The 26,039-nt window shown below is 68.0% G+C and carries 27 protein-coding genes and 1 pseudogene; 12 read left to right on the top strand and 16 right to left on the bottom strand.

Translation table 11 applies throughout. The features are described 5' to 3' along the window. Nucleotides 1–119 precede the first annotated feature (119 nt). On the bottom strand, nt 120–692 hold the full coding sequence (locus AC07AG_RS25725; RefSeq protein ID WP_478758003.1) for a TetR/AcrR family transcriptional regulator: 573 nt from the start codon (nt 690–692) through the stop codon (nt 120–122). A 48-nt stretch (nt 693–740) separates the two neighbouring features. On the opposite strand from AC07AG_RS25725, the gene AC07AG_RS25720 reads away from it, so the two are divergent. Beyond that, on the top strand, nt 741–1,727 hold the full coding sequence (locus AC07AG_RS25720; RefSeq protein ID WP_478758001.1) for an NADP-dependent oxidoreductase: 987 nt from the start codon (nt 741–743) through the stop codon (nt 1,725–1,727). A gap of 195 nt (nt 1,728–1,922) precedes the next feature. Here the strand turns inward: AC07AG_RS25720 and AC07AG_RS25715 are convergent, their stop codons facing one another. Beyond that, nucleotides 1,923–2,318 carry a GNAT family N-acetyltransferase gene (locus AC07AG_RS25715; protein ID WP_478758759.1) on the bottom strand — a complete coding sequence of 132 codons (396 nt, stop codon included), beginning with the start codon at nt 2,316–2,318 and terminating at the stop codon, nt 1,923–1,925. 732 nt (nt 2,319–3,050) lie between these two features. Between AC07AG_RS25715 and AC07AG_RS25710 the strand changes: the two genes are divergently transcribed. Both AC07AG_RS25710 and AC07AG_RS25705 read left to right on the top strand, forming a co-directional pair. Further along, complete coding sequence (locus AC07AG_RS25710) at nt 3,051–4,010, top strand: NAD-dependent epimerase/dehydratase family protein (protein ID WP_478757999.1); 960 nt, start codon at nt 3,051–3,053, stop codon at nt 4,008–4,010. Nucleotides 4,011–4,153: 143 nt separating this feature from the next. Then, complete coding sequence (locus AC07AG_RS25705) at nt 4,154–4,858, top strand: TetR/AcrR family transcriptional regulator (protein ID WP_478757997.1); 705 nt, start codon at nt 4,154–4,156, stop codon at nt 4,856–4,858. A 39-nt stretch (nt 4,859–4,897) separates the two neighbouring features. Here the strand turns inward: AC07AG_RS25705 and AC07AG_RS25700 are convergent, their stop codons facing one another. Then, nucleotides 4,898–5,500, bottom strand: a complete 603-nt coding sequence (locus AC07AG_RS25700; protein WP_478757996.1) for a hypothetical protein — start codon at nt 5,498–5,500, stop codon at nt 4,898–4,900. Between the two features lie 722 nt (nt 5,501–6,222). On the opposite strand from AC07AG_RS25700, the gene AC07AG_RS25695 reads away from it, so the two are divergent. Beyond that, nucleotides 6,223–7,014: a hypothetical protein gene (locus AC07AG_RS25695; protein WP_478757994.1), complete on the top strand. Its 792-nt coding sequence runs from the start codon at nt 6,223–6,225 to the stop codon at nt 7,012–7,014. 1,251 nt (nt 7,015–8,265) lie between these two features. On the opposite strand, the gene AC07AG_RS25690 is transcribed toward AC07AG_RS25695, so the two are convergent. After that, nucleotides 8,266–8,490: a hypothetical protein gene (locus AC07AG_RS25690; RefSeq protein WP_478757992.1), complete on the bottom strand. Its 225-nt coding sequence runs from the start codon at nt 8,488–8,490 to the stop codon at nt 8,266–8,268. A gap of 87 nt (nt 8,491–8,577) precedes the next feature. On the opposite strand from AC07AG_RS25690, the gene AC07AG_RS25685 reads away from it, so the two are divergent. Next, complete coding sequence (locus AC07AG_RS25685; RefSeq protein WP_478757990.1) at nt 8,578–9,189, top strand: hypothetical protein; 612 nt, start codon at nt 8,578–8,580, stop codon at nt 9,187–9,189. A gap of 10 nt (nt 9,190–9,199) precedes the next feature. Here the strand turns inward: AC07AG_RS25685 and AC07AG_RS25680 are convergent. The 3 genes and pseudogenes from AC07AG_RS25680 to AC07AG_RS25670 form a co-directional block, all read right to left on the bottom strand. Further along, nucleotides 9,200–9,689 (bottom strand): annotated as a pseudogene (locus tag AC07AG_RS25680) (DUF6233 domain-containing protein). Nucleotides 9,690–9,762: 73 nt separating this feature from the next. Continuing rightward, a complete protein-coding gene (locus AC07AG_RS25675; RefSeq protein ID WP_478757988.1) occupies nt 9,763–10,020 on the bottom strand; it encodes a hypothetical protein in 258 nt (85 codons plus the stop codon). Between the two features lie 250 nt (nt 10,021–10,270). Then, nucleotides 10,271–10,762: a nucleotidyltransferase domain-containing protein gene (locus tag AC07AG_RS25670; protein ID WP_478757986.1), complete on the bottom strand. Its 492-nt coding sequence runs from the start codon at nt 10,760–10,762 to the stop codon at nt 10,271–10,273. Between the two features lie 317 nt (nt 10,763–11,079). On the opposite strand from AC07AG_RS25670, the gene AC07AG_RS25665 reads away from it, so the two are divergent. The 3 genes from AC07AG_RS25665 (at nt 11,080) to AC07AG_RS25655 (ending at nt 15,465) form a co-directional block, all read left to right on the top strand. After that, nucleotides 11,080–12,960 carry an ATP-binding protein gene (locus tag AC07AG_RS25665; RefSeq protein ID WP_478757984.1) on the top strand — a complete coding sequence of 627 codons (1,881 nt, stop codon included), beginning with the start codon at nt 11,080–11,082 and terminating at the stop codon, nt 12,958–12,960. Nucleotides 12,961–13,208: 248 nt separating this feature from the next. Then, the gene (locus AC07AG_RS25660) at nt 13,209–14,270 is read left to right on the top strand and encodes a DUF6461 domain-containing protein (protein WP_478757982.1); all 1,062 of its coding nucleotides are present in this window, start codon (nt 13,209–13,211) and stop codon (nt 14,268–14,270) included. Nucleotides 14,271–14,535: 265 nt separating this feature from the next. Next, nucleotides 14,536–15,465: a hypothetical protein gene (locus AC07AG_RS25655; RefSeq protein ID WP_478757980.1), complete on the top strand. Its 930-nt coding sequence runs from the start codon at nt 14,536–14,538 to the stop codon at nt 15,463–15,465. Between the two features lie 141 nt (nt 15,466–15,606). On the opposite strand, the gene AC07AG_RS25650 is transcribed toward AC07AG_RS25655, so the two are convergent. Next, entirely contained in the window at nt 15,607–16,104 is a 498-nt protein-coding gene (locus tag AC07AG_RS25650) for a hypothetical protein (protein ID WP_478757978.1), read from the bottom strand. A 184-nt stretch (nt 16,105–16,288) separates the two neighbouring features. Here AC07AG_RS25650 and AC07AG_RS25645 point away from each other — a divergent pair, with 184 nt between their 5' ends. Next, nucleotides 16,289–16,693 (top strand): hypothetical protein, encoded by a 405-nt coding sequence (locus AC07AG_RS25645; RefSeq protein WP_478757976.1) that lies wholly within the window; start codon nt 16,289–16,291, stop codon nt 16,691–16,693. Between the two features lie 224 nt (nt 16,694–16,917). Here AC07AG_RS25645 and AC07AG_RS25640 read toward each other — a convergent pair whose 3' ends face one another. Further along, nucleotides 16,918–17,487: a hypothetical protein gene (locus AC07AG_RS25640; protein WP_478757974.1), complete on the bottom strand. Its 570-nt coding sequence runs from the start codon at nt 17,485–17,487 to the stop codon at nt 16,918–16,920. 177 nt (nt 17,488–17,664) lie between these two features. On the opposite strand from AC07AG_RS25640, the gene AC07AG_RS25635 reads away from it, so the two are divergent. After that, nucleotides 17,665–18,201 carry a hypothetical protein gene (locus AC07AG_RS25635; RefSeq protein ID WP_478757973.1) on the top strand — a complete coding sequence of 179 codons (537 nt, stop codon included), beginning with the start codon at nt 17,665–17,667 and terminating at the stop codon, nt 18,199–18,201. Nucleotides 18,202–18,620: 419 nt separating this feature from the next. On the opposite strand, the gene AC07AG_RS25630 is transcribed toward AC07AG_RS25635, so the two are convergent. The 5 genes from AC07AG_RS25630 to AC07AG_RS25610 all read right to left on the bottom strand — a co-directional run bounded on the left by AC07AG_RS25630 (nt 18,621) and on the right by AC07AG_RS25610 (nt 22,887). Continuing rightward, the gene (locus AC07AG_RS25630; RefSeq protein WP_478757972.1) at nt 18,621–19,433 is read right to left on the bottom strand and encodes a hypothetical protein; all 813 of its coding nucleotides are present in this window, start codon (nt 19,431–19,433) and stop codon (nt 18,621–18,623) included. Between the two features lie 534 nt (nt 19,434–19,967). Beyond that, nucleotides 19,968–20,654 carry a hypothetical protein gene (locus AC07AG_RS25625; protein ID WP_478757970.1) on the bottom strand — a complete coding sequence of 229 codons (687 nt, stop codon included), beginning with the start codon at nt 20,652–20,654 and terminating at the stop codon, nt 19,968–19,970. Between the two features lie 113 nt (nt 20,655–20,767). Beyond that, a complete protein-coding gene (locus AC07AG_RS25620) occupies nt 20,768–21,289 on the bottom strand; it encodes a hypothetical protein (RefSeq protein ID WP_478757968.1) in 522 nt (173 codons plus the stop codon). Between the two features lie 183 nt (nt 21,290–21,472). After that, nucleotides 21,473–22,615, bottom strand: coding sequence for a hypothetical protein (locus tag AC07AG_RS25615; RefSeq protein WP_478757966.1), 1,143 nt, complete (start codon nt 22,613–22,615; stop codon nt 21,473–21,475). 92 nt (nt 22,616–22,707) lie between these two features. Next, nucleotides 22,708–22,887: a hypothetical protein gene (locus AC07AG_RS25610; protein WP_478757964.1), complete on the bottom strand. Its 180-nt coding sequence runs from the start codon at nt 22,885–22,887 to the stop codon at nt 22,708–22,710. Between the two features lie 1,047 nt (nt 22,888–23,934). Here AC07AG_RS25610 and AC07AG_RS25605 point away from each other — a divergent pair. Together AC07AG_RS25605 and AC07AG_RS25600 are read left to right on the top strand one after the other, a co-directional pair. Next, entirely contained in the window at nt 23,935–24,198 is a 264-nt protein-coding gene (locus tag AC07AG_RS25605; RefSeq protein WP_478757963.1) for a hypothetical protein, read from the top strand. 75 nt (nt 24,199–24,273) lie between these two features. Then, nucleotides 24,274–24,495, top strand: coding sequence for a hypothetical protein (locus tag AC07AG_RS25600; RefSeq protein ID WP_478757962.1), 222 nt, complete (start codon nt 24,274–24,276; stop codon nt 24,493–24,495). A 126-nt stretch (nt 24,496–24,621) separates the two neighbouring features. On the opposite strand, the gene AC07AG_RS25595 is transcribed toward AC07AG_RS25600, so the two are convergent. Continuing rightward, nucleotides 24,622–25,341 carry a leucine-rich repeat domain-containing protein gene (locus AC07AG_RS25595; protein WP_478757960.1) on the bottom strand — a complete coding sequence of 240 codons (720 nt, stop codon included), beginning with the start codon at nt 25,339–25,341 and terminating at the stop codon, nt 24,622–24,624. A gap of 170 nt (nt 25,342–25,511) precedes the next feature. Then, nucleotides 25,512–25,895, bottom strand: a complete 384-nt coding sequence (locus AC07AG_RS25590) for an SH3 domain-containing protein (protein WP_389890905.1) — start codon at nt 25,893–25,895, stop codon at nt 25,512–25,514. Nucleotides 25,896–26,039 lie beyond the last annotated feature (144 nt).

Here is a 26,039-nt window from a genome sequence, read left to right as displayed (position 1 = left end):
AGCTGTATGCGACCTGGGCGAGTTCCGTGATCTGGTGTCAGCGGAGGAACTGGAGCAGTTCGAGACCGACGCGCTCGCTGGGTTCGTTCTCGCGACGGCTTCGGGAGTCGTGGGCCGATTCAGCGGGCTGTCGGAGTCGGCGGCGCGACCGCCTCACGCAGCTCGGCGGCGGCCTGGGTCATGAGCTGAGCGAGGGTGGTGTCCGGCTCGGCTAGCCAGCGGGGCATGGCGCGCCGGTGGATCGCCAGCACCACGTCGATGATGAAGCGCGCCTTGCCGGGCTCGACGCCGCGGCGCTCGAGCGCCAGCGCCAGCGCGTCAGCGATGGCGGCGAGCTTGATCAGATCGCGCTCGGCCAGTGCCGGGTTGGCGGCGATCACTCTTCCCCGGCGCAGCAGGAACTCGCGCGGGCGGAAGATCTCCTCGGCGGTTCCCAGCGCGGTCAGCAGCGCCTCGATCGGCGTGAGGCCCGGGTCGGCCGCCTCGACCTGGGCGACGAGGTGGGCCTCGAGTTCGTTACCGGCGAAGAGGACTTCCCGCTTGTCGGGGAAGTAACGGTAGAAGGAGCGCTCCTTCAGACCGGCGGCGCCCGCGATCTGCGCGACCGAGGTGCGCTCGAACCCCTGTGTCTCGAACAGCTCGAGCGCCGCGCGCTCGAGGCGGCCTTGTGCATCGGATTCCCATCTCGGCATACCCACCAGAGTACGACAACAGCATCTGTTGTCACGATGCTAATGTCGATGACAACAGATGCTGTCATCACTCGGGAGATCGTCATGAAGGCTCTTCAGTTCGACCGGTTCGGGTCCCCGGATGTGATCGTGCTCCGCGACGTCCCACAGCCGGAGCCGGGACCCGGTCAAATCCGGATCGCCGTGGGGGCGTGCGGCCTGACACCGGCCGACTGGCACATCGTCGACGGTCTCCTCGCCGACCATCTGCCGCCGCTGCCGCGCGGGCTCGGATTGGAGATCGCGGGCACCGTCGACGCGCTCGGTGAGGGCGTCACCGGCGTCCGCAACGGCGACCGCGTGTTCGGCCCGGCCACCTTCGACGGTCCGACGGCCGGTGCTGCCGAGTACGCGCTGATGCCGGCCTGGGCACGCATCCCCGAAGGCATCACCGTCGAGCAGGCCGCCGCGTTGCCGATGGCGGCCGAGACGGCGTGGCGCGCGCTCGACGACCTCGGCGTCCAGCCGGGTGAGCTGCTGCTCGTCCACGGCGCGGGTTCCACCGTGGGTGAGGCGGCGGTGCGCTTCGCGCTGCACCGGGGTATTCGGGTGATCGCCACCGCCGGGCCGACCCGGGCAGCAGCTCTGGGTGAGATCGGCGCCCAGGTGGCCGCCTACGGCGAGGGCATGGCCGAACGTGTCAGGGCACTGTCCGGAGGCCACATCGATCGTGCCCTCGACACGGCGCCGACCGGGGGCCGGATCGACCGCGCCGACCAGCCCAGCCCGGCCGGCGGCTCGCTACCGACCCTGATCGAGCTGACCGGGGATCCCGACCGTGTCCTCACCGTCTCGGACTTCGCCGCCGCGGCCGAGCTGGGCGTCCGGACCACCACCGAGATCCGCTATGAGCAGATGGACGAGTTCGCCCGGCTCGCCGGCGAAGGCATCTTGGTCGTACCGGTCGCCCGCACCTACACGCTCGACCAGGTCCAGGAAGCGGCCGAGCTCAGCCAGTCCCGCCGACCCGGCGGCAAGCTCATGCTCGTCCTGTGAACGCCCTGCTGGCCTGACAAGCGATACCACCTCTAAAGGGTGCTGCACAGAGCCGGAACGATCTCCAGCTCCCGCCCGCAGACGCCGGTCGTGACGGTGGAAAACGGTGCACAAACGGGCAGTTGACCCTGCGCTGGGTGGCTGAACACGAGCGAGATCACCGATGTGCGACACCCTTGAGAGGTGCGGCCCCGCTCACAGTCGGCGGGTGAGCTCCTGGCGGTCGGCGAAGTTCTCGTAACCTGCCCGTTCGAAAGCCATGATCATCGCAGTGTTGGCCGCGTCGCAGTCGCCGCGGATCTCCTCGGCGCCCGCTTCGACCAGCAGCCGCGTGCCGCGGGCCACCACCGCCGTCGCGTAGCCGTTGCCGCGACAGGAGGGTGATACGGCCACCAGGCCGATCACGGCGGTCGAGGGGTTTCGGGCGGGGAGGCTGATGGCGGCCGGCGTGCCGTCGGGGGCGTAGCCGATCTCCCACCACTGGTGTTCGTAGGTGAACTCCTCCATGTCCGTGAAGAGGCTCTCCGCGGCGCGCCGGGCGCCGTACCGGGCGACCCGGGCGGCGAGGTGGGCGTCGGCGCTGGTCGGCAGCGCCTCGGCGAGGAGGGCGATGAACGGCTCACGGCCCAGACCGGGCAGGGAACGCCAGTTCAGCCGGTCGTCATGCGACGTGAGTTCTCCCCCGGAGCAGCGGAAGCGGCGGCCGTCCCGGGCGCGCTCGAAGCCCGCCAGACGGAGAAGCTCGGCGCGCCGTTCCGGTTCCGCCTGGAACTGCGGCGGCTGCGTCGGCGAGTCGATTGCCCATCGAGGCGGTCACGTACCCATATCGCCGCCGTGCCGTCCGGGTTGCTCGCCCGCGCAACCTGCGCAGTCAGAGATGGGGCCTGCTCACCGGAACGGGGACGAGACGAAGGGACAACGAGCACCTCGACAGCTGCATCGGTCGGCGGAACTACCCGAGCATGCCCGTCGATCTTGCTGCCGCACCGGGAAACTCCAAGATCCCCGACAGAGTCAAGGCCGATGGCAGGCCCTGCGCGAAGATCCACCGCTGACGGTTCTCACCGCCCGAGCTGACCCTGCAGAGGGACACGAGGGCAGGGTCGGCTATACCGTCCGCCATTTTCTCTGTCAAGTCGAACTTGTTGAGGCGGGAGGCGCCAAGCTGCGCGACTCCGTCAGTGCGGGCCTGGTCGACGGGAGAGCCGCCGCAGGGACACTCACTCCGGATTGCGACACTTCGAAGCATGAGTTACAGTGTATAACGTAAGTGTTCGTCAGTAAGGCGAATGTGTTCCGTCGCCGTCTCGAAAGGGCTGGATCATGGCTGCAGCACCGGGTTCACTGCACACTGTTCTGGGGGCTGGCCCCGCGGGCACCTCCGTCGCGCTGGAGCTCGCGCGGCGTGGGCACTCGGTGCGGCTCGTGGACCGCGGCGGTTCCGGTGAGCCGCTGGAGGGCATCGAGCGGATCGCGGGGGACGTCGGCACGCTGGAGGGGGCGCTCGCAGCGATCGAGGGGGCGGACGTGGTGTACCACTGCGTCAATGTCGCCTACCACCTGCAGGTCGACGTCATGCCTGGCATTCAGGAGGCGGTCCTGGGCGCTGCGGAGCGGACCGGCGCGCGTCTGGTCGTCCTGGACACGCTGTACCCCTACGGCGAGACGCACGGCGAGGCCATGACGGAGGACACCCCCTGGGGGGCGACGACGGCCAAGGGCAAGATGCGTGCCACGCTGGACGAGAACTACCTCACCGCACACAAGGAGGGCCGCGCGCGGGTGGTCCTGGGGCGCTCGGCGGACTTCGTGGGCCCCCGGGTGCTGAACTCCACACTGGGCGGGGCGGTCTTCCCTGCCGCGCTCATGGGCGGCGAGGTCCTGGCGCTCGGCGACATCGACCTCAAGCACAGCTACACCAACATCCTGGACGTGGCCCGGGGCCTGGCCACCCTCGGCGAGAACCCGGAAGGCGACGGCCGCGTGTGGCACCTGCCCACCGCCCCCGCCCGTACGACCCGTGAGATCTTCGGCGTGCTGGGCGACCTGGTGGGCCACCCGCTGGAGACCGTCGCGATGGACGAGCCGCGCCCGTTCGGTCCGTTCGACGAGACGTTCATGAACTCCTACGCCGAGCTGTTCTACCAGCACACCGAGCCGCAGGTTATGGACTCCACCGCCATCCAGCAGAAGTTCGGCATCGAGCCCACCGCGATCGAGACGACCCTGACACAGACCCTGGAGTGGTACCGGGGCTTCCTCGCCGCCCAGGCCAAGGGCTGAAACCCACACGTGCCCGCACAGGACATATCCTCTCCCGGCGGCGGATCAGGGAGAGGGCGTCGACGTGTAGCGACAGCGATACATTGACGCATCCGGGATACCACCGGGCCGGGCGATCCGGCGCCAGCAGCAGGAGGTGTGGAATGGCGGCCCGCGTCAGCAGTCCGCGTGAGCGCTATCGCGAGCAGACCCGCGCGGAGATCAAGGAGGTTGCCGTCAGGCAGCTGGCCGCCGGCGGCGTCGAGGGCGTGGCACTCCTGCGTATCGCGAAGGAGATCGGGACGTCCGGTCCGGCGCTGTATCGCTACTTCGCCAGCCGCGACGAGCTCCTCGCGGAGCTGGTGCTCGACGCCTACCAGGGCGCGGCCGACGCCGTCCACGCGGTAGACACCCGAGCTGGCGGGCGGGCCGTGCTCCACGCCCTGACCGGCGCTTACCGGGCGTGGGCCGTGGCGCAGCCGCACCTCTACCTGCTCATCCAGGGCACCCCGGTGGCGGGTTTCACCGCGCCGGCCGAGACCGTGCTGAAGGCGCGCTCGGTCCTGGGGCCGTTCTTGTCCGTCTTCGCCGAGGGGCGGCCGCCAACCGCCGTGGACCCACTTCTTGAACAGCAGCGGACATGGCTGGACGACGAGCCCGAGGTGGCGTCCTGGGTCCGGCAGTGGACGGACCGGCCCCCCGGATCTGCGGCGGCCGTCGCGCTCGCCGGTGCGGTGATGATCTGGCCGCAGATGCACGGCGCGGTCAGCCTGGAGATCGCGGGCCAGTTCACCGGCATGGGACACGACCCTGCCACCCTGCTCGACGTACAGACGGACCTTCTGGCCGACACCTTCCAGCTTCCCTGACCGCCCGAACTCCCTCGCCGCTCAACGGAGCACCGCACCTCAGGCAGCCCCGCCGACACCCGTCGGCGGGGCTTTCCGCGCTGCGCCTGGCTCGCGCCGGTGCAGCACGTTCACCGTCCGGCGGATGCGCCGCATCGGAGAGCCGGACAGGCCAGCGGACCGGGCCCAGTACCTGGTGGCCCGTTCGTCCGCGCCGAAGCCGAACGAGCCGATCCGGAAGGCGCCGGGGTAGTTCCGTGCCGGGTGGGGTGCGGTTTCGTGCCAGACCAGCAGCCGGTCAACGCCTGCTTCGTCCAGGGCCAGGACGGTCCGCGCGGGGGCGGTGGCCTCCATGGCTTCGCTCAGAATGCGGCCGGGACTGCCGGCGCCGGTGTCGGCGATGTTGCGGCTCTCGAAGCGACTCCGGCCTCCCCGGCGCGGCTTCTCCAGCGTGAGGCGGTAGAGGCGACTGGTGGGTGTCGCAGGGTCGGGCAGCAGCTGGGGGACGGGGAGTTCGGAGATTGTGGTCGGGTTCAGTCCGAGTTCCGCCGCGATGAGCACGCTCAGCGCGGCAGCCTCATTGCGGCTGAGGAAGAGGCGCTTCCACGTGTGTGCAGCACCCGTCCCGCCCAGTACGCCGCGGTATCGGTCGAGCGCACGCATGCCACGGCCGGTCTTCAGCGGAGCCTGCGGCGCGTTGCCCGTGCGGGCCAGGACGTCGAGTGCTTCGCCCAGCAGCCACTGATCGCCACCCGGTTCGGCCTCCCCCGATCTCCACGCGTCGAGGCGGACCGTGTTGTCGCGGATCCGCAGCAGCGCGGCGCGAAATGTGCGGCGCGCAGTCAGCCGGATGTCGCAACTCTGGGTAGCGAGAAGCTCCTACGGACTCCCGGTCGCTCCGATGCACGACAGAACGGGCCGGGCCCGTGACGTCGGCGCCCTGTGCCCGCGCGCGACCCGGACACGCCGGAGCTGAACGAGGACGAAGACGAGACGACCGCCTCTACCCGATATCTGGTTCTGCCTGGGCAGCCGCGCCGACCCCACGCGCAACTTCGCTCCGCGGGCCTCGTTACCGCTCTCTCGGCCGCGCCCGTGGCCGGTGGCACACGGATGGGCGCGCAACGTGGTGAGACCCCTAGAGGTCCACCTCGCCAAGGACCTCACCGCCTCTGTTCGGGGTTGTCCGGGGTGACACTCCGGCCGTCGATCCGCTTCTCCATGAGGTCGCGGGGCCCGCGAAGAAGAAGCCGAAGCCGCTCGCGCAGCTGCTCGCGTGGTGGCGCACCTCCGCGATCCTCCGCTTCGGCCAGCAGCTCGTCGACCGCCTCGTGCAGAGCTGCCGGGCCGTTGGTGCCGCGATCCGAGCACGGGTGGATCCCGCCGTGGACGTGGCGCTCGCCGCCGTCGACGTCGCCGCGGTCGTCTTCACCGTGCGCGAGAACTTCTCCCGGCGCCATGTCCTGGCCGAAGCGCGCCGGCACCTGCTGGAGACGCTCCGCGGCCGCGAGTTCACCCGCGGCCTGGACGACTACATCGCCCACCGGGCCCTGCTCCGCTACTCCCGCCGCCGCACCGTCGCCCAGCCCGGCCGGAAGGCCCCGACGCCGGACCGGATCACCTACACCGCTGACGTCCCCGTTCCGGACCGGTGGTGGATCGCCCCCGCCGCAGGCGCACCGCCGCGTGAGTCCAGCCGGTACGAGCGGGCCCGGGTCGCGAGCCTCGCCGTGCAGAACACGATCCACGACGCCCGCAGCCGAGCTGCCACCGCCAGCGAGGCGACGGCCGCGACGTCGGCGGCCGCACCCGCCGACCACCGCGACCTCGAGGGCGAGACGGCGGCCGCGCCCCACGCCGTCGACCATCCCGGCCGTGAAGGCGCGCTCACCCCGGCGCAGAAGGCCGCCGCTGTCCACGACCACCAGCAGGCCGCGATGCCCGAAGAGCACCTGGAGGGCCGTACGACGGACGCGGCGACCTGGCTACGGACCCCAGAGAGCCTGGACCTTCTGGCCGCCTTCACCCGCGAGGCCGAAGCTCGCCGCCGCGACGTACAGGACCACGCTGACCGGGCCGCGCCCCCGACTACCCGGCCCGATGCCGCGCACCGCCAGGAGCACGAGCAGCACCGACACGATGGCGATCCCGGCCCCGCACCGGGCGCGCACCCGTGAAGGACCGCCACGCCGTCCACTTTTGGGTGTGCGCGATGCACCGCACCGTGTGTGCCCGGTGCGCGCACCGGCGAGGTCGTGCACTCTGCGGTGCGCACCTCGGTGCGTGCGACGGTGGCCTCTACTTCCGGTGCACCGCACTCGGTGCGCACACGGAACGTGACCACATCGGATGCCGGGCACCCGGCGCGCACCCCTTGTCCAGCTCCGCTACCCCGCGCCCAGGGCGCCGCTCTCGCAGAAAAGCAACCCTTGTCCAAGTACGGATTTTCGACGTTTCCCCTTGACCACGTCCGCTACCGCTCCGGAGACGGCCCGCACCGGCCCGCGATGCACGGCATCGCAGGGGAGATCTCTCCCTCCCACATGGTCACGGTGCGTGGTCTCGATGCGGGCGCGCACGGTGCGGTGCACCCGGCATCGGGTGCGCGCCATCGGGTGGAGTGCCCGGCACCGAACCCGGCGGAGGCCACCGTGGTGCGCACCGCGCGATGAACGACGTCGTCGGTGCGTGCACCGGATGCGCGCGGTGCGGGACATCGTGCGCATCCGGTGCGCGGCCTCCACGGTGGCGCGCACCTGATCGGCCCTGAACGGCATGTGATTGACGTCGATCGGCCCACGCAGCCGATCAGCGTCAATCGCGATCTGATCGCAGAACCGACGCTGAGCTGCGCAGACCGATGGAGCCGATCAAAAGGCGGCCCCCCTCATCGAGCACCAGGAGCACGTCGTCGCACCGCTGTGGCTCCGGTCACGGACAAACTGATCGGACAAGGGGTGACCGTAGGGCGTAACGGACAGCGGTGGCGGTGGCAAACAGACAGCGGACAAGGGGTGCCTTCGCACGGTGGCCCCGGCTCGTACGCCACACGCGTGCGGGCCGGACCTGCCACCGTCCCGGCCTGTTGCAGCCGGAGAATGCCGAGACAGCGATGAACACCGCACCCACCCCGAGCACTGCGCACCGCCCGGCCGACACCGCCGCGACAGCGGGCCCCGCTACGAGCCCTGCGGCAAGCCCCGCTCCCGGCCCCGTAGCCGTTGGCCACCGCCTGAGCGTTGTCCCTGATCAGACCGCCCACCCGGCCGGTCCGGACGATTGCAACTCCTCTTCTCCTTGTACTGATGCACCAGGAGAAGCGTCCCGGGCCCGCAAGGCCGCGGCGGCGAAAGCGGGCGCGGAGATCCGCGGCGAAGTAGAGAGGTGCGGGTGGAGAGCTCTTTTACCCTGCCCAACACGTCCGCTGCCTACGATCTGCCCTCGGTCAGCTGGCTGGCGGTGTTCTCGATCCACAGCAGCGTCCACTCGACACCGGCCTGCCACCCGGGTTCCGCGCTGTCATAGCGGCCTTCGGCGTCGGCGCGGATGTTCGCGGCGAGGGCGCGCAGATCTTTCTGCAGTCCCTGCCGCTTGGCCGTGTCCATGGCCTGGATCATTTCGTCAGTGATGTCACCGGGGCGTAGTGCGCTCATCGCCCCACCTTGGACGGCGTCCCCCACCGATGGCCATATCTCCAGGGCGCAGTCCTGTGACGGGCGGTGGCGATAGCGTCCTGCCCCATGACCACCACCGACACGATCGCGGCCCTGGCTCTGGCCGTCGCGGTCGTCGCTGCCGTTGCCGCCATCGGCTCCTGGAGAGCCGCGCGCAACGCTAACGGGGCTGCACAGACCCTGTCCCGGATTGAGCAGCAGCGCCTGCACGCCGATCTCACCCCGCACTTCCGCTGCACGGTCGTGGCCAACGAGGCCCGCTCCACCGCCATGCTGCGGGTCCACCTCGAAGGCCCGCCCGGCCTGCTGTCCCACGGCGCCATCGAGATCACCGCGTCCCTGCGCAACGACAACCCGCACCGCGGCGATGGACCCCAACTCGCGGGCACCTCGACTCCCGAAGAGGTTCGCGCACACATCTGGGGGCCGTGGAAGTTCAGCGCGGACGGCCGCGACGACACCGGCCGGACGGTCGCCCCGCAGCCGCTGGCGATCGGCGAGTGGACGCGATACGGCCTGGCCCCCACCTCCCCGCCGCTGTGGTCGACGACCAACATGGACGACTGGCGCCGCGACTACGCGGACGAGCCGGTGCGCCTGAGCATCACCGCCAGGTCCAAGGGCAGCCAGTGGATCGTGCCGCTGGAGGTCCCCGTCACCATCGAGACCGACTCCTGACCACAGCAGGTCAGGAGTCGGTGATGTGGTCGAAGCCGCGCAGCATCGGCGTCAGCTCCTGCGCACAACCGCACAGCGTGCACAGCTGAGTCCCCGGGTTCTCCGCGACGTTCAGCGCCTGTTCCACACCGAGCAGCGGCGCGCCCTGCGGTGCTTCCTCGCAGTCCGACGCGTGCAGCACACCGCGGGCCGGGCCCCGCCCCTCGCGCGCATTTGCCAGGACCCAGCCCGAAGGCCGGCGCTCACCGAGGACCTCGCGGACCACCGACGTCGGTGGCGCCGGCGGAAGAGGCTCGGTGGGGACCTGGTCGTAGTCGATGCCGTCGACCGGCCGCAGCACGCGGCCTCCACGCTGCCGTCCTCGAGGTCCCGGTACGACGGCAGTCCTACGACTACACCCAGCCCCTCCCGGTCTGCCGTCGTCTCCACAGCCGTGCCACGACCTCCTGCTCCGGCTGCCCGAGCACCGGGTCGGCGGGCAGCACGACCCGCACCGGCACCGGCCCGGCCGCGTCATCGGAGGGTGTGGTCACGACCCCACGGTAAGCAGTACCCGCTGCCAGCTGACGGATGTCACCGCTCGGGCAGCTTGCGGCGAAGAAGGTTCATTGCCTTCTCCACGCCCCCGAGCTGGTCGCCCAGCACCCGCATACGCCAGTCCATGCGCTCCATCCGGGCAGCGGCCGCCAACGATGCGTACGTCTGCGCCAACTGTGCCGCGCCCGCCTCGCCCGCCATCGCCTTCTTGACGTACCGCGAGGCCATCGCCTCGTACCGCTTCGCGCGCTCCAACGCGCTCTCGTACTCGGTCGCGTCTTCGTGCTCGGTCATGCAGCCCCTCCCCGGTTGATCTCTCCTCACCGTTGTACCGACCCCGCCGCACAGGCGGAGCGACTGGGGATTTTCGGGCCGGAAAGTTGTCCATGTGACTTTGAACGGTAGTTGGCGGGTGCTGCAGCCGGACCTGCTGGTCGCGTGGCGCCTTTGATCTCTGGCTGGCGGGTTCTTCGATTGATAGTTGGCGGCTCGGAGACCCCGTCAGTCACTCAACGTGGGGTGAGTCTCCGCCCGCCGACGTGGATCAGAAGTGCGTTGCGATGCCGAAGGCTCGGCGGAGTTGTGCCATGTCGTGACGATCGCGTTCCGACGGCTCGTAGCCCTGGTGGAAGTAGACCTGCTGTTCGGCGGACAAGCACGGGACTGGCGTCCCGTGGATGGTGCCCGTCACGAAGCATGAGGACGGGTAGGTGAACGGACGCTCGGGTTCGGGTGATGCCTGTACTGCTGAGCCGTCGTTGGCGAAGACCAGCGGGTGGAGGTCGATCTCTCGTCCGTCCGGTGCCGTCACGACGAATCGGATGGGCCTCCAGTTCAGGGTCTCAACGAAGCCGGCCTCCTGGAGGGCAGCCAACACGGCGTCTTCCTGGTCCTGCCGGTGCATCAGGTCCAGGTCGCGGTGGTCTCGCGTCTGCTCGCCGATCAGGGAGTCGATCCCCCATCCTCCACCGATCCAGACGTCCGCCTTCGCCTGTCGTAGCAGGGCCAGAACGAACAACACGTCTTCAGCTGTCATCACCTGACGCAGGCTAGGAGCGTTCACCCAGCGCCGCGAACGTTTTCCTGGCCAGCCTTCCGCCGGCTGGTTGGTGTCAGTGACGAGTTCGGCGTGCGCAGCAAGAGCACATCTTCGAACTTGACCGCACCCACAGTCACCAGACCGATCGCTCGCCAACCAGAAAAATCCGCCAGCTAACGATCAAAGTCACATGTCCACAGATCGCGGCTCCGGGCCCACTTTTCGCCGCGTTCTATCCACAGGCCAGCGGCTTTACGGTTCGTGTCCGCTTCCGGGTGTGAGGTGCCGGGACGCATACCGAAAGGGCACGGCCGATGGCACAGACGAAGTTCGACAAGCAGGTGGAGGAGACAGCCGAGTCCCTCATGTTCGGCATCGGACGCTTCCTGTCCGGGCGGCCGATGGACGGGATCAAGCGGACCGATGCCACGTTCTGGCGGGCGGGAACCCGCGTCCTGCCGAAGGTCGAAGGCAAGGTCAGCCGGTCCTCTTACCGGGCCGGGTGGAAGCGGCTGACCTTCCGCATCAGCACGCTGACCGCTCTGGGTACGGGCGGCTACCAGGCCGGGTGGATCCACCAGGACGCCACCGTCGCCACGGCGAAGGACGTGTGGGCGAATCCGGACCCGGCGCTCGCCGCGCTGGAGCAGACCGGGATCGCCGCAGCCTCCACCGCGGCCGCCGGTACCGCCGCCTACCTGGCGCTGACCCGCAAGCGCCGCGAGCTCCGGCGCGAGTGGGTGCTGCCGCTGCACGACGCGCTCGCCCTGCCGCTGCAGCTGCCCGAGCAGACCGACCCGCGCCGCTACCTCCACATCCCGCGCAACTTCTCCGACGACGACGCGCAGATACGCGTCGACGTCCCGCGCCGCCTGAACTTCTCCAAGGACCTGGTCGCCGACATCATCACCACCAAGCTCGCCCTGGAGGGCGTCACCTTCTCCTGGCACCTGTCCGGCAGCGAGACCTACGTGACGGTGAAGAAGACCCGCAAACCCCCGGCCAAGGCCGCGTTCAGGGACGCGAAGATGCGCGAGCTGGTGGCCAAGGCACCGGAGTCCGCACCCGTCATCGGCATCGGCGCCGGCGGCCATCCGGTCTCCGTCGACCTGGACGCCGAATCGCCGCACATCCTGGTCAACGCCTCCACCGGCGGCGGCAAGTCGGTGACCCTGCGCTGCATCGCCTGCCAGATGCTCCACCATGGCTCGCTCGTGTACGTCCTCGACACCAAGCGGATCTCCCACCCATGGGCGAACGGGCTGCCCGGTGTCACCTACTGCCGCGACATCGCCGACATCCACGACCAGCTCATCGAGCTCGGCATGGAAGGCCGCAAGAGGGTGCGCCTCGCCGACGAACTCGGCATCGACGCCCGCCCGGACGCCATCGGCCCGCGGCTGCTGATCCTCCTCGAAGAGGTCAACGCCACCATGAAGCAGCTGGCGCGCTACTGGGAGTGGACCCGCGAGTCGGGCGATCCGAAGGTCTCCCCGGCCGTCGACGCCCTGAACGAGATCCTTTACATGGGCCGCCAGGTCCGCATGCACGTCCTCCTGGTCGCCCAGTCCGCGACCGCCCGCGCCCTCGGTGGCCCGGAGGCCCGCGAGCAGTTCGCCACCCGCATCCTCGCCCGCTACAGCGTCAACGCCTGGCGGATGCTCGCCCCAGAGATCCACCCGGCCCCAAAGTCCACCAAGCACATCGGCCGCGCCCAGGTCGTCATCGGCGGCACCGTCCGCGAGACCCAGGTGCTGTTCTTCACCGACGCCGAAGCCCGCGAGTGGGCCACCACCGGCACGGCGCGCGCCACCAGGCCCGTGCAGCCCGGCCCAGCGCAGCTGCACAAGACGCCCGCCGGCTCCCTCACCACGGTCACTGACCCCGCGAGTCTCCCGGCGAAGACGGCCACCGAGGCAGAGCTGGCCACGGCCGCCGAACCGGTCGACACAGCCCCGGCGACGTCGACGACCGCCCGGGCCTACGACGACCAGGCGGTGGGACTGCGCCAGGCCGCCGAACACTACCTATCCGGCATCACCCTCGCTGCGCTTCGCTTCGCCCGCGCCAACGACCCAACCTTCCCGACCGCCGCCGACAAGCGCGGCGCCGAACTCCTCTACCGCGTCGGTGACCTCAAGAAGTGGGCACGCAACCGCCCCCGCGGCGCAGTCGGGACCACCGACCTGGCCTGACCCGCACGGAGCGCGCGCCGAGTCCGTGAACGGGACCCCGTCTGGTGAGGGGGTGTCCGACCGGCACGTTGAGCACGCCCTGGCGTCCTGGAAACGAGGGCCAATGTCAGACACCGTCTCGGAACCTCCGGACCAAAGGTTGGAGACGGCGTCTGAGGAGTGCCCCCGCTACCTTCCTGTCGAGGTCGCGGCCGCGCGCTCGATGGGACCGGGCTCCGACTGTCAGTGGCACAGACGAGAATCCCCGCATGACCTCACCCCAGCACCTTCAGGGCCTCCTCGCCGAGTTAGGACTTGAGCAGGCAGCCACGTTCACGGCCGTGCACGGTGGTGACGAGGACGCTGTCATCCGGCTCTTCGGCGGCAACCCCGAGCAGTGCCGCCCCCTGCGACTGGAGGAACTGCGCGAGCACTACGACAGGGATCTCATCCTGGTCTCCCGGTCAGGACCTGCCGTCATCGTCGTGGAGAACAACAACTATCAAGGGTCTCGCGAGGAGGTGCTGCGCCCGCTCTCTAGGCACGGCCGCACCGCCAGCGCCTACTGGAACGTCAACGCGGTCTCCCAACTGAGCCTGGCCGAGGACGGGCTGATCTCCTCCGCCTTCGAAATGCTCGCGCCCGAGGACATATTCGGCGCGCGCCCCGACGCCTGGCAGCCCCTGTTGCAGGGCCTGAACCTGGAAGACGATAACAACCTGTGGGGCGCTGGCCTGGCGGCTGTCGAGCGCGCGACCGGTGTGCGCTTCGACAACTCCTGGGTACGCGGCCTGCACCGCGCTGTGGAGATCACGCGGGTGCCTCAGTACCTGCTGGGGCAGGGACTCATCGACTCGCCCCTGCTCAAGCGGGAGCCCTTCATCAGCTATCTGGCTGGCCTGGGACCCTCGCTGCTGCAACCGATGCGGCACCACGCGCTGGACCTGGCCCTCGCACATGCCGGCCTGCGCGAACACCCTCTGGCCGTAGCAGCACTTACAGCCGCCACCCTCTCGGCCGACGCGAGAGTGCGGCTGCGAGAGGACCTCACTGCCGCACACGACCAAGCGCACCCCCGGGCTCGCGCGCTGCTGATCGGCGAGCCGGTGGACTTTGAACCCGAGTGGGAACGCCCCTCCCACCTCGTCTTCCGCCAGGCCATCGTCTTCGGTGTCCTCGCCCAGTGCGTCGCTGCCCATCTGCCCACCCAGGCGGACGGGCTCCCGGACATCCTCAGCTCCTTGGCCACGGCGATGACCGGGGACGGCGCACGCGTCGAGGAGTTCTGGATGGTCAAGCACCTGCACGACGCGGCACGAAGAGCAGCCTGACCCGCGCAGCCGGACACCGAACCGTGAGACCCCGGCGAACTCACCGGGAAGAACCCGGCCGTCAACCACAGGAGAACCTCCCTTCCGAGGTCGCAAGATAGGTTGTCAGACCCCCTCCGTAGCCTTGGCGCTGAGTCATCTGCGACAGGAGGGCAACGTGGCCCGCAGCGGGATCAATAGACGCGAGCTGGACAAGTGGACGAACAGTTTTGTCAAGGAGACCAACAAGAGCCTGGAGCGCGCTCAACGACGGAACCCTCTTCGCGTGTCTGCACAGCTCGATGCCACCGTCAGCGCGCATTCCGGCGGTGAGGTGACCGAGAGCAGCGGCTATCTGGCCCGGTTGCTGCTCTTGCTGGACACCCGGACCGGGCGTGGCGCCAGCATGGAACAGATCGAGCAAGAATTTCAGGAGGACCTGGTCCCCCTCGCTCTTCAGCTGGAACAACGAGGCCTGGTGAGGGCCTTGCGGGCCGCGTTCGGCCTCTACGCAATCCACCTCAGCGATGAGGGCCTGGTCGAGGTGCACCGGCTGAAGGAGCTGCAGAAGAACCGCGCCGCCCGCTTGCGTCACACCATGGACGCCTTCCATCGGTGGCTGTACGACACCGCGGGCGACCAGTCGCCCATCGACCCGGTGTTGTTCCTTGACACACCTTGGTCGTTCTTCGCTGGAGCCGAGATTCCCCAGGCCGACCTTCAGCAGGTGCTCGTCCACCTGGCAAAGAACGACCTCATCGAACTCACCGGCACGGACGCCGTCGCGGTCGCCATCACACCCCAGGGCGTCAGCTGCGCCCTGTCAGGAGGAAGCGTGCACGACCACATCAACCAGCCCCGCCCCGGCACCACCTACAACAACTACATGCCGAACGCCAAGGGCGTCATCATCGGCGAGCAGCAGCACTTCACCCAGAACAACACCGACGGCATCGACCCGACGCTGTTCGCCCAGCTCGCCGGATACATCGGTCAGGTCAGCAACACCCTGGGCATGGCCGAGACGGACCGCGTAGAGCTGGAGCGTGTCGCCCAGGACCTCCACGCGGAGGCGACCTCCGAGACCCCCGAGCCGGGCCGCCTGCGCCAGTTCGCCACCCAGCTCAAGGACAAGCTCCTGGAGGCCGGCACCACGATCGCGGCCACGATGGGCGTGCAGATGGCCGACCAGGCCCTCGCCGCGCTGGTGCAGTAGCCCCCCTCCAAAAGTTCCAGGTGGCCGTTGGTGCAGAGCGGCCACCTGAAACTTCGGCACCGCCCGGACCAGGCACCGGTAGACGGCCAGAGGGAGGATATGGCGGTCACCTCCGCAGCAGGCACGCGTCCTGGAGTCAGTTCAACTGCTCCGTACAGCGCCCGCAGCTGGCAGACCCTCGGAGACCTCTGCCTGCGCATGGAGCACGGGCCTCTCTTCCACGCCATGCTGCTGACCGCTCAAGGAAGCCGTCACACGGTGACGCCGAGACGGTCTGTCACTGCATAGCGGCGTCGGTATCCGAAGCCTGCTGGGCAGACTTTGCGGCCTGTTGCTTGAGTTCCATCCGGGAGCCGCCACGAGCTCCGCGCCGCTGAACCGCTCCCAGAAGCGATCTTGGGCGACGGCCGCGGTACGGTCGAGCTCGGTGGCGTGCAGCGTGTTCACCCGCTCGATCTGCTCGGGGGTGTAGCCGGGGCTGTCGGGGCGACTGCGGGGCCGCCAGATCTGGGAGTCGTCGAAGCCCTCCAGGGGCTCGACCGACCACGGCAACGTGCGGGCCAGGGCGGCGCGTTCGGCGGCGGCCTGCTGCCGCTCACGCTCAGCGGTGATCAGGTTCTTGGGGAAGTCGGTGCTCACCAGCCGATATTAGAACGCGGTCGAACGGATGCTGACTGACTCGCCGGAGACGGTTACCCAGACTGGGTAACCTCCCTCTGACCTGCTCGGTAACCGATAGAGGGCGTCGTGACAGCCGAGCTCTGGTCAGCTTGTGATCGACCATGGCAGGCTCGTCCCTTCCAAGCGGGGAAGGACGGCCGCGATGAGCGAGACGCCGAAGACCGAGCGGATCGTGTGCCCCGACTGCCAGGCCTGGCCCGACCGGGCCAACGTCTGCTTCGGGGTGGTACTGCCGATCGAGACCTGGCACACGCCCGACTGTCCGCAGTGGACCATCATGCAGATCAACCTTGAGGCAGGCTCCCAGCGGATCAGGGAACAGGACACGTGGGCCAAGGGCGTCTTCCCGGCGGCGCACGAACGCGTCCAGCAGGCGGCCGCCGCGATCGAGTCGGGCACGCCTGCCCAGCCGTTCATCGACGCGCTGACCGAACTGGTCCAGGCCCAGGCCGACACCACCGGCTTCGTCGTCCTGCACCGGTGGACAGAGATCCTGGAGCGGCACTTCCCACCCCAACTCCCCGATCCCGACCACACCACCGAGTAGCCCAGACCACGCCCGACTCTGGTACCGGCGTAGGTACCAGCGTAGGTACCGGCGTGACTACCGGCGTAGGTACCGGCGTGATCGGGTAACCGGCAGCGTTCTTGCAGGTCAGTGCGCAGTGGAGGGGTGTGAAGGCTGCTGACACCTCTTCTTCCTTGTGGAGAAGAGGCTGATCCCTCCTGGTCAGTGGTGGAGAGCGGTTCAGCGACGGTGCGACTCCGGCGTTACGTCGTGGCGAGCTCCGGCATCTCAAGGGCGCCAGCGACCTTGCGGGCCAACTCCGCCACGTGCGGCGGCAGGTAGCTGTCCAGCGAATCGACGTCGTCGCTCAGACGGGCGCGCAGCCCGTGCAGGCACGCCTCGGTGAACAGCTTCTGCGGGTCGTCCTCCGGGCGCTTCGCCTGCTCGGCCTCGATTTGGCCTTCGCGGTGCTCCTCACGGATCGTCGGGGTTCGCATAGCCTCGTACGAGAGCGCCTCGCCCAACAGGCCCGCCACGTGCGCGCGGCAGTCCTCCTGCGGGCCAGCGGACCGTAGCTCCTGCTGACCGACCTGGAGGTATCTCCGCAGCGTCTCGGGAGCCATGCCGGTGCGCTCGCAGTACGCGGCGATCAGCATGGCCACCATGTTCATGGTGTCCGCCGCGTCTGTGGCGCGGTACAGGGTCATCCGCTTCCAGGTGTGCGCCTGGTCGGGCTCGGTGTACCGCAGGACTTCCTGGCCGTTCTGCACGGCCTCGGAGACAAGCTGGTGGATCGCCCGGCGCAGCGGCTCGGGCATCGGGGTGGAGTCCATGGCCGTACGGTAGAGGCGCCACACACCCGAACACCACGGCCGCGCGCCCTCGCCGAAGCTGCCCTCCGCGAAGCCGACGGCCGCCCGCCGGCATCGTGGGAAGGCACCGCCCGCTGCGCCCGTGCAGAGGTGTGGCGCTGCCTGCAGTCGGGAGTCAGGCGGAGCACAATACGGGTCGTGCATACCAAGCCCTCTGCAGACCTCCGCAATCAGGAACTCACTGAACTGGGCCGTTACTTCACGCCTAGCGAGGCCGCCCGCGCCCGCGCTCTAGTTACGCAGCTCGGCACGTTCCTCCTGCACCAGCACGCCAAACGCCTCCGCAAGCTCAGCGCGCGCTTCAGCGACCGACCCCACAAAGCTGCGGCACTGAAAATCTGGCTGGCCACCCTCTCAAAGGAGAGACAGGGCAGCTTCGCCGAACTCGCCGCCTTCGAAGCCGCTGCCCTGGTCCTTCCCGCGAGCGTCGACAGCGCCCATTGGTACAGCGGATGGAAGATTCTCCAGGACTACCCGGGCTCGACACCCGATACCCTGCGCACTCAGGCCGGTGAACTGGAGTGCTTGTACGCCCAAGCGGTGCTGCGCCGCAGCAAGGGAGCACAGACTCGGGAACAGGCACTGGAAGGCGAGGCACCGGTGACGGCAAGAATGCCGGGGCGCCGGGGTCCGCGTTCGGCCTCCAGGCCCGTCACGACGCTCGCTGCTTCCTGAGCTGCCTGCTCCGCCTCCAGGTTGCCGGCGGGTGCGCTGGGTGAGGCACCGATCGAGCTGGGACCCAGCCACTGGGCGATGGAGGTCGGCGCCGACCGGCTCCGCGGTCCGCGCAGGTACTCCGGGCAGTCGGTCTTTCCAGGCGTCTGCTCGGTCCGCTGCTGCGGTCGCTGGACTCGCAAGAACTGTTCACCGAGGCGTTGACCGACAAGGAATGAAGCGGCCTGCGGAGTTCGTCAAGCGGGCCCTCTACACGCGGCTGCGGCTCGAACTACCCGGCGGCAGACAGCGAGCTGGCCAAGATCACCGGTGTCTCGGACGCGGAGGTGTGGACCCCGACCAGCGTGAAGGCCGAGACCGACCCGGTGAACGCCTGATCTCCGCCGAAGGGGTCGGTCCGCCAGGACCGGCCCCCCACCTCATGATGTCTTTTTGAGTTCGCCCGTATAGGTATCGAATGAGAGCTTCGGGATGACTGGGTAGGAAACGAAAGGTTTCCCATCGTCAGTTATCTCGGACTTTCCCTTCTTGCCATCGGCAGTCCAGTGCAGGGTCGCAGTCCATTCAACGACAGAGTCGGTATTCCCGGTGAGTACAAACTTTTCTGGATCGACAGTCGAAACCTTGTACGGGAAGTCGACAGGCTTGGACTCGTCCTCTCCACTTCCATCGCCTTCATACAACAAAAACTCAGGTCTTGAGAGATCCAGGTCGACAGCGTAATAACGCTTAGGGAACCCTCCTCCGCACTGCGATCCGACAGACATCACCGTGCCAAGCTTTGACCTCTTCATGATCTTCGGTTCCAGGCGATCCAGCACGACAACTTTCTCCTTGTTGCCCTCGACGATCACTTCGACCCCATCTCCGAGGGGCAAGCGCGAACCCGAGGACTTGTGGATCTTCTCGACGCGCTTCCGCGCCTCCTCCCCAAAGGGATCTTTCACACCCTGCATCTGATCTCTGATCTGAGCGCTGATCTCTTCTGGTTCCTTCTTCAGAAGCCATGAGGCACACCAGGGATCTCGGTTCACGCTCTCCGTGACAGTCGGCCTCGTTGGCTCTTCACCGCCAAGCACGGCGTCGTAAAGCGCATTACCCCCCTGCGTTAGCCAGGCGCCAGCCACTGTGACTACCACAGCAGTCACACCCCCGGCGAATACTGGCTTTTTCCACCACGGTTTCGCACTATCGCCAGAAGTGGAAGCCTCGTCAGTGCTCTGGGTGCTCATTTTCCCCCATTTGATTCCCAGTTACCACGCGATTCATCGCGCGGAACTGAGGCGGTGATTTTCCTGTACGCGACCTTGACGAGCTGAAGGCCCGCCTTGATTAGGATCTTGATGCTGACGAGCTACGAATCGATCAATGCGCCCTCGAAGATGCTACTGAGCTTGCTGTCGCCCACGGGCGTGAATGGCCAAACGATGCGGTTCCGTGCTTGGTGCAGATGATCGTTCTGAAGGCCGCAGCTCGCTACTTCACACCGCCCAGTCGAGTCCGAGGCCGGCGAGCGCCTGCTGGCCAGGAGCGGTTTTTCTGATCAGTAATTGGCGGTCTGGCCTGCACTGATCAGTTTGTGGTGCCTCGGTGGGCGGGGATTGCAGTGTGCCAGTAGCTGCAGTGATTGTGGGCGCTGTGCTGGATCAGCGGCCTGGCCTGTGGCTTTGTCAGTCAGCTGGTGAGCGATCAGGTCGTGTCATCTGCGCTGCGCAGGGTTCAGGTTCAGTGGTAGTTGGTATGCGGCGTCGCGAGATCGCCTCGTGTTACACGCTGTCGGCCCATGAGGGGACGAGGTAGGTGTGGACGTCGCCGAGTGCGAGACGGAGCGGGCCGAGGAGGCGGTGGGCGAGGCCGGGGGAGAGGTCCTCGATTGCGAGGGCCGTAGCGGCGAAGCACACGGCTTTCTGTTCGTCTGAGAAGTCCCGTACGTGCTTGCCTTGGATGCGGGCTGCCCGGTCAAGTGCTGCTTCCGTGTGCTTGATCAGCGCGTTCTTCAGCGTGGCCCGGTCGGCGGTCCTGGCGAGGTCCTGCGCCTCATACCAGGCGGGGTCTTCACGATCGGTCGGCCACGCCTTGTTGTAGGAGCGGCGCAGGGTGAGGACTTCGTCCCACATCAGCTTCTCCAGTGGGGTGAGCAGTGCTGCCGCTGTTCGCCCTTGGGGGCCCAGCGCCCACCAGGCCGGTACCCGAAACCATATTCGCTGGCTCCACGTCCGTCCGGAGCGTTCCTGGTCGTCGTCATTCGGGACAAGAGTCAAGATCCACAGCCCGAATGGCATCTCGGCCGTGAACGGCAAGTAGTTGGCACCTGATGCATATGGTGCGGCGCGGTGCCACGGTTGCTTGTGGCGCCACAGCGGCACGCCGGGTGTTTCCTCGACGAGGATGCCGCGGCGATCGCGTAGGGAGGCGGCGTAGTCGATCGGGTCGTCTTCGAAGCCGCGGGGCACGCTCGCCGGTGTTGCGCGTTAGCGCCGCCAGGCCGGGGCCACCGACGGAACGGAACCTTTGGGGCCAGGAGCCGCCGACACCGGAATCGAAAATGGAAAACACTGCTCCGGGGTCAGGTCGCGACGTCGGTATCGATCAAGCTTGTGTCCCAGTTCTGTGGTGCTGCGGCGGCAATGCGCTCGACCAGCCTTCCGCAGAAGACCGGCACGCTGACCAGTGCACGGCCGGTCGTGGACGTGTCGATGGCGTGGGCTGTCACGTCCGGGGTCAGCAGTACGGTCCGGCCGTTGACTGCGCTGGGCTTCGGCAGGCCATAGCCGTGCAGGAGGGAGCAGCGCAGCCTGTAGATGATCTGCGCGTCTTCCTGTGTGATGCCATGCGTTGTGAGCAGCAGCTCCCAACGGGCCCGGACGCCGTTGGAATCACCCGACAACGTGTCCAGAATGACCATTCCCAGACTCAGGCCGATCCGCGATTCGTTGCCCTCGCCGTCACCGGTTACGAGATCACGGCCGTTCGCCTGCCGCATGTCCCGCAGGGCGAGAACCAGGCTCGGGTACAAGTTGGACGCACGCGGCTCGCACCGGAGCATGGACGGCGCGGGATCGCTTCCACGGTCAAGCTGTGTCGTCATGCTGGCAAGGTAGTCCGATTAGGGCGTAGGGCGGGAGCCCAGGCGACGCGTCTCGATCCTCAGCGTCCAGGCTGCCACCCGCTACACCTCCGCTGGAGGCCTTGCCGCCGGGTGACTACCAGTCGCCGCGAGGCCCCGGGCCGGCCGAGGGCACGCCGAGCCGGTACAGGCGTGGTGACAGGGTCATCCGCCTTTGAGTCGGTGGATCTCTTCCTGAAGCTCTCTGATGCGCTGCTGGGCGGCTTCATGCTGGACGTTCAGCAGACTGAGCTGGTCGCCGGGGTAGGGGGAGGAACGGAGAGCATTCTCGTAGAGCTTGAATAGATGCTCATGTGAGTACTTGGAGAGCGGAACACCGTCCTCCCGGGCTGTGCGCACCAAGTCCTCGATGAACGACCGCGGGGGGACGCGCTTGCCACTGAGATACCGGGAAAGGGAGCCTGGATCCATATAGGTGCGGGCGGCGTAGTGACGCATCGATATCTCCAGCGAGGCGAACAGTGTGCGTAGTGCGTCGGCGAGTTCCCGCATCTCGGGCCGGATGCTGCGGTCGAGGGCCTCGTGCCTGTCGATGAGCCCGACGTACTGCTGCTCCTTGACCGTGCCGGACCCTTCCTCTGTCGGCCGGAGAGGCAGACGCGGCCTCACGGAGGCTGAAGGGCGGAGCGTTGCGGAGATACCGGTTCCGGACACGTGACGCCGAGCGAGTTCCTGCGAGGCGATCTGGTGCCACATGTGCAGGAAAGCGCGTTGTGCCTGTTCGGCGGTGACGGCGATCGGCACGTCCTGACTGAGCCATGACCGGTTCGAGTAGGCATGGTGCATGCATGCGAGCACCAGACGGGAGGTGACGTCTCGGCTGGGGAGACCGGCGCGCCCGGGGGCCAGCGCGTCGCAGAGAGTGGTGCGGCCCAGTCCTGCCAGGCGGGCGAGCTGAGTGTAGGAGGGCATGCCGGCCCACAGCCTCAGCTGGCGCAGGGATTCGACGAAATCTGCCGCAGACGCCGCTGTACTCGCGGTGGGCGGCACAGCGGCCCAGGCGCCTGCCTGTGACGGCAAAGCGTCTCCTTGCGCGAGCAGCCACTGTTCCGTCCAGTGCTGCTGGTTGCCGTGGCACGCCGTTGCGTAGGCGAGAGTCACCTCGAGTGAGGGAAGACGGTCGCCGGCGGCGGCCTTGGCGAGCGTGCTCACTGACACCATGCCGCCGATCCGCCGGGACATGGCGCCGTAGGTCGGGTTTCCCGCCTGTCGGCGCAGAGCACGTAGCTGCAGAGCGAAAGCGGCGAACGGAGCATCAAAGGCTATGGGTTTTTCAGGTCGTGGCATGGATGGCCGCACTCCTTTCCCGGTATGCGACAAGCGGCGGTGCCACCACTGGTGGCACCGCCGAAGCGGACATCAGACCGAGAGGGGAAGGCTCAGGCGGTGCGCCCGAGCTCCCGGGCAGCGGCGCCCGCGGCGATCACCGCGGCGATGGCTGCGCTGATGTCGTAGCCGAGAAGGACGAGGACGACGACGATGACGATGACGATCACCGGCAGGTAGCCGGGAAGGTCGACACTGCTGCCTTTGGGCAGGTGAATGCGGCATGTGTACATGAAGAAAGATCCCTTGGTCCGGACATGGTTGATGTGGCGTCAGGAGTTGCCGCTCGCGACGCATGGTCCACTTTTGCAGGTGGACAACCCGGCCGACAGCAGATCGCCCGTCCTCGTTTTCCGGATGCGTACTGCCCCTGGAGCTGGCGTGTCCGCGCTGTGCACCCGTTGTCCGCCACTGTGACAACCCAGCCGGACAACCCTGCGCATCTGCGCAGATCACAGCCTGAGTTGTCTGCGAACGTCCGCCGGCATTCGTCAGCACGTTGCGGCTGTTGCAATGCCTGAGCCGAACCGAAGCTATATCCAGTCGCCGCCTTCTGGCTGAGAAGCCAGGCGACGCGGCCTGTTCTCCCTTGGTCCGGACAGCACGCCGCAGCGTTGAGGGGAATTACATCCGTTGCCGCGGATGCCTCCTGCGCGCCTGGGGACAGGAACCAACGCCTGCCCCCAGGCGTCACGCATTGCTCACGTTCTCTACTGGCTTCGGGAAGTCGGCCTCACAGCAACTCCCATAATCGTCAGTCGACCTCACTCGTCATGGGTCACCAGCCATGGCTGGCGGGGAAGCAAACTCGAGGCTCCTACGCCCACTCGATGCCCAGCTGCCGCAACGCGTCCAACTGCTCCGCGCTGAGATTGTCGCGCCGGGTCTTGGTGTTGGAGATCCATACGGATCACCGGCTCCGTCTCTCCGTCAACCGCGATCGGTTCACCGTGCCCGCGCGGCACCGCCCAGCCCGCGCCTTCCCGCTTCCTGCTCCACCCACTGCGTCAGGGCCGCCAGGCCCTGCTGGAGGGGTCGTTGCGCGGCGCGAGACCCGGAGTCGGTGCTCCGGTGCGGCCACGCTGGCGATCCAGGCGTTGAGCCGGACGCATACACCGAACGTGCCTGTGCCATCGTTGGGCGTCCCTGCTGGCCATGCGGGAGGGCCGCGACGCGATCTCACTCTGCGGCTGCGGCTCGACCAAGGGGAGCGCGATGCGCTGCGCACGCTGGGAGAGGATTCCGCGTTCCGCGGAGCGACGGCACGATGGCGCTCCTGCATGCGGCAAGCGGGATTCGCCACCGCGCAAGACCCCCAGCGGCACGCAGCGACGCTGCAGGCCGGCACCCCCCTCGCCGAACAACCCGCGGCCCGCGCCGACGTGACCTGCAAGAGTGCCACCGGTTACCTGGAGCGCGTGTACGCCAGGCTCGCCGTGCTTCAACAACGCTGGCTCGACGCCAACCCCCAGCCGGCGGCCGAATGGCGCTCCCTGCGTCAGCGGGAGAATGAGGCTGCCACCAAGGTGCTGAAGGCCGTGTGACGTTTCGGGCGGGCAGCCGCCCGGACGCCCCACCAGTCGAGCAGTCGAGCACGTGCTGTGTCGGAGCGGCCGCTCATGGCGGCCCGCGACTTTCCTCGCCTGCGTGTCCTGGCCCTGACCGTCGTCACCAGCAGGACCGGCTCCGACCTCGCTGACCTCGGGGTCAATGCCTCGGCCGAGGAGCAGGTGCTGCGCCTGGCGCTCATCCCGGCTGCGGTGAGAGTCACACTTCCGCGCGCCGAGAGGCACGAGTGCCTGGATGAGATCACCACGGTGGACAACAGCTTCGGAAGCTGACCGCAGGACTCCGGGATCGCGGCTCAAGCTCATGAGGCTTGTCGGCATCACCGAACAGACCGCCATGCGCTACGTCGCTGCAGCGTATCCGGAGCGGACAGCCCGGCTGCCCCGCTGATCGTCCGATCAGTCCCAGTCGGACGGCGGCTGCTTGACCCCGCCGCCTGTGTGCGGCAGCTGCACGTAGTCCTCGGCGCCGGAGGGCAGGGCGGAAACGCATGCCGCCGAGCAGGCGTTGACCAGGAGAGGCAGGACGTCGGTGGCCACCCGAAGGGAGATCCACACTTGGTGGAGCCCAGCCTGTTCGATCGGCCGATCGCAGACACTGCATCCACGGATGGCCGTGGTGCCCCAGCGCCGGGCATCAAGCGCTGACAGGTCGAGATCAGCAACGGCGACTCGCGGAGGCTGCAGTCGAGGGAAAGGAGGACGGAGCTTGTAGTTCCCGAACAGTGCGCGGGTGCTCACCGTGCTCCGGACCAGCTGCGAGCATCTGGTGATCTCGTAGGGGAACCAGTGCAGCCGGTACGAGGTGTAGGGAGTGAGCTCCTCCAGGCTGGTCATCGCACCGATCTCGGGCGGTATCCGGACCAGGTTGCTGCCGTAGAGCACGAAGTGCTTGACCGCCGTCAGCTTGGCGATGCGTGCCGGCAGAGTGAGGACCTGCCGGCGCTCCTCGGCGCTGAGGTCGACCAGAGGTCGGAACTCCTCCCGCCCGTCCTCCGCGGCCTCGTCGATCAACTCCAGCAGACGTCGCCACCCAGCGGTCGAGGTGTCCTGATGTTCGGCGTGGAAACCGACACGGGCTCGCGGATGCGGCTTGGCCTGGTCGAAACACACACTCATCCCGGTAGGAAGCGCGTCCTACAGATGCCGGGTCCGATGTGTCGCCCCATCGGTTCACAAAGAGTCTCGGCTCTCCCCCATCCACCATGTGGCCAAGATACGGATACTACGGGGAGCGGCAAATGGAAGACGTCGAGCACCTACTCACCGAGGCCCCAGCCGCCTCCCTGTCACTCGCAGGGATAGCTGGTGATGCGGACGGTGTACGCCGAGGAGACCCAGCGGTTGGTGCCCACCTTGCGGAAACCGTTGGTGGTGGACGCCGACGCGAGGATCGTGGAACCGTTGGCGTAGGACCCGACGACCGAGTAGCCGGTGCCGGGACCGCTGCGGATCAGCAGACCGCCGCTGGCGTTCACCCTGTAGTAGCACTGGGTCGCGAGCACACCGGCCGGCGCGAGCTCCACAGCCGCGCCCGTCGTGCGGGCGGGCGCGGCGGCCTGAGCCGTGAGACCGCCGCCGAGGAGCGCGGCGGCGGACAGGGCCGCCACGGCCGCCGTGCGGGCGGCGGAGCGACGCGGTGACATGGTGCGGCGTGCTGCTGTGACGGTCATGGAATCGATTCCCCTTGCGTCGTCGGTTCTGGGTGCGGAACACGTACGTAGGAGCAGGCCCGGGCCTGGCCGAGCGGTGTCACCGCTCAAAGACGCCGGAGCCGTGCACGACGTTAGCGCCATCGGGGCGAACAGCCGCCTGAC

The sequence above is a fragment of the Streptomyces sp. NPDC044044 genome (assembly GCF_056434405.1).
This window is presented reverse-complemented; position numbering and strand designations above follow the sequence as displayed.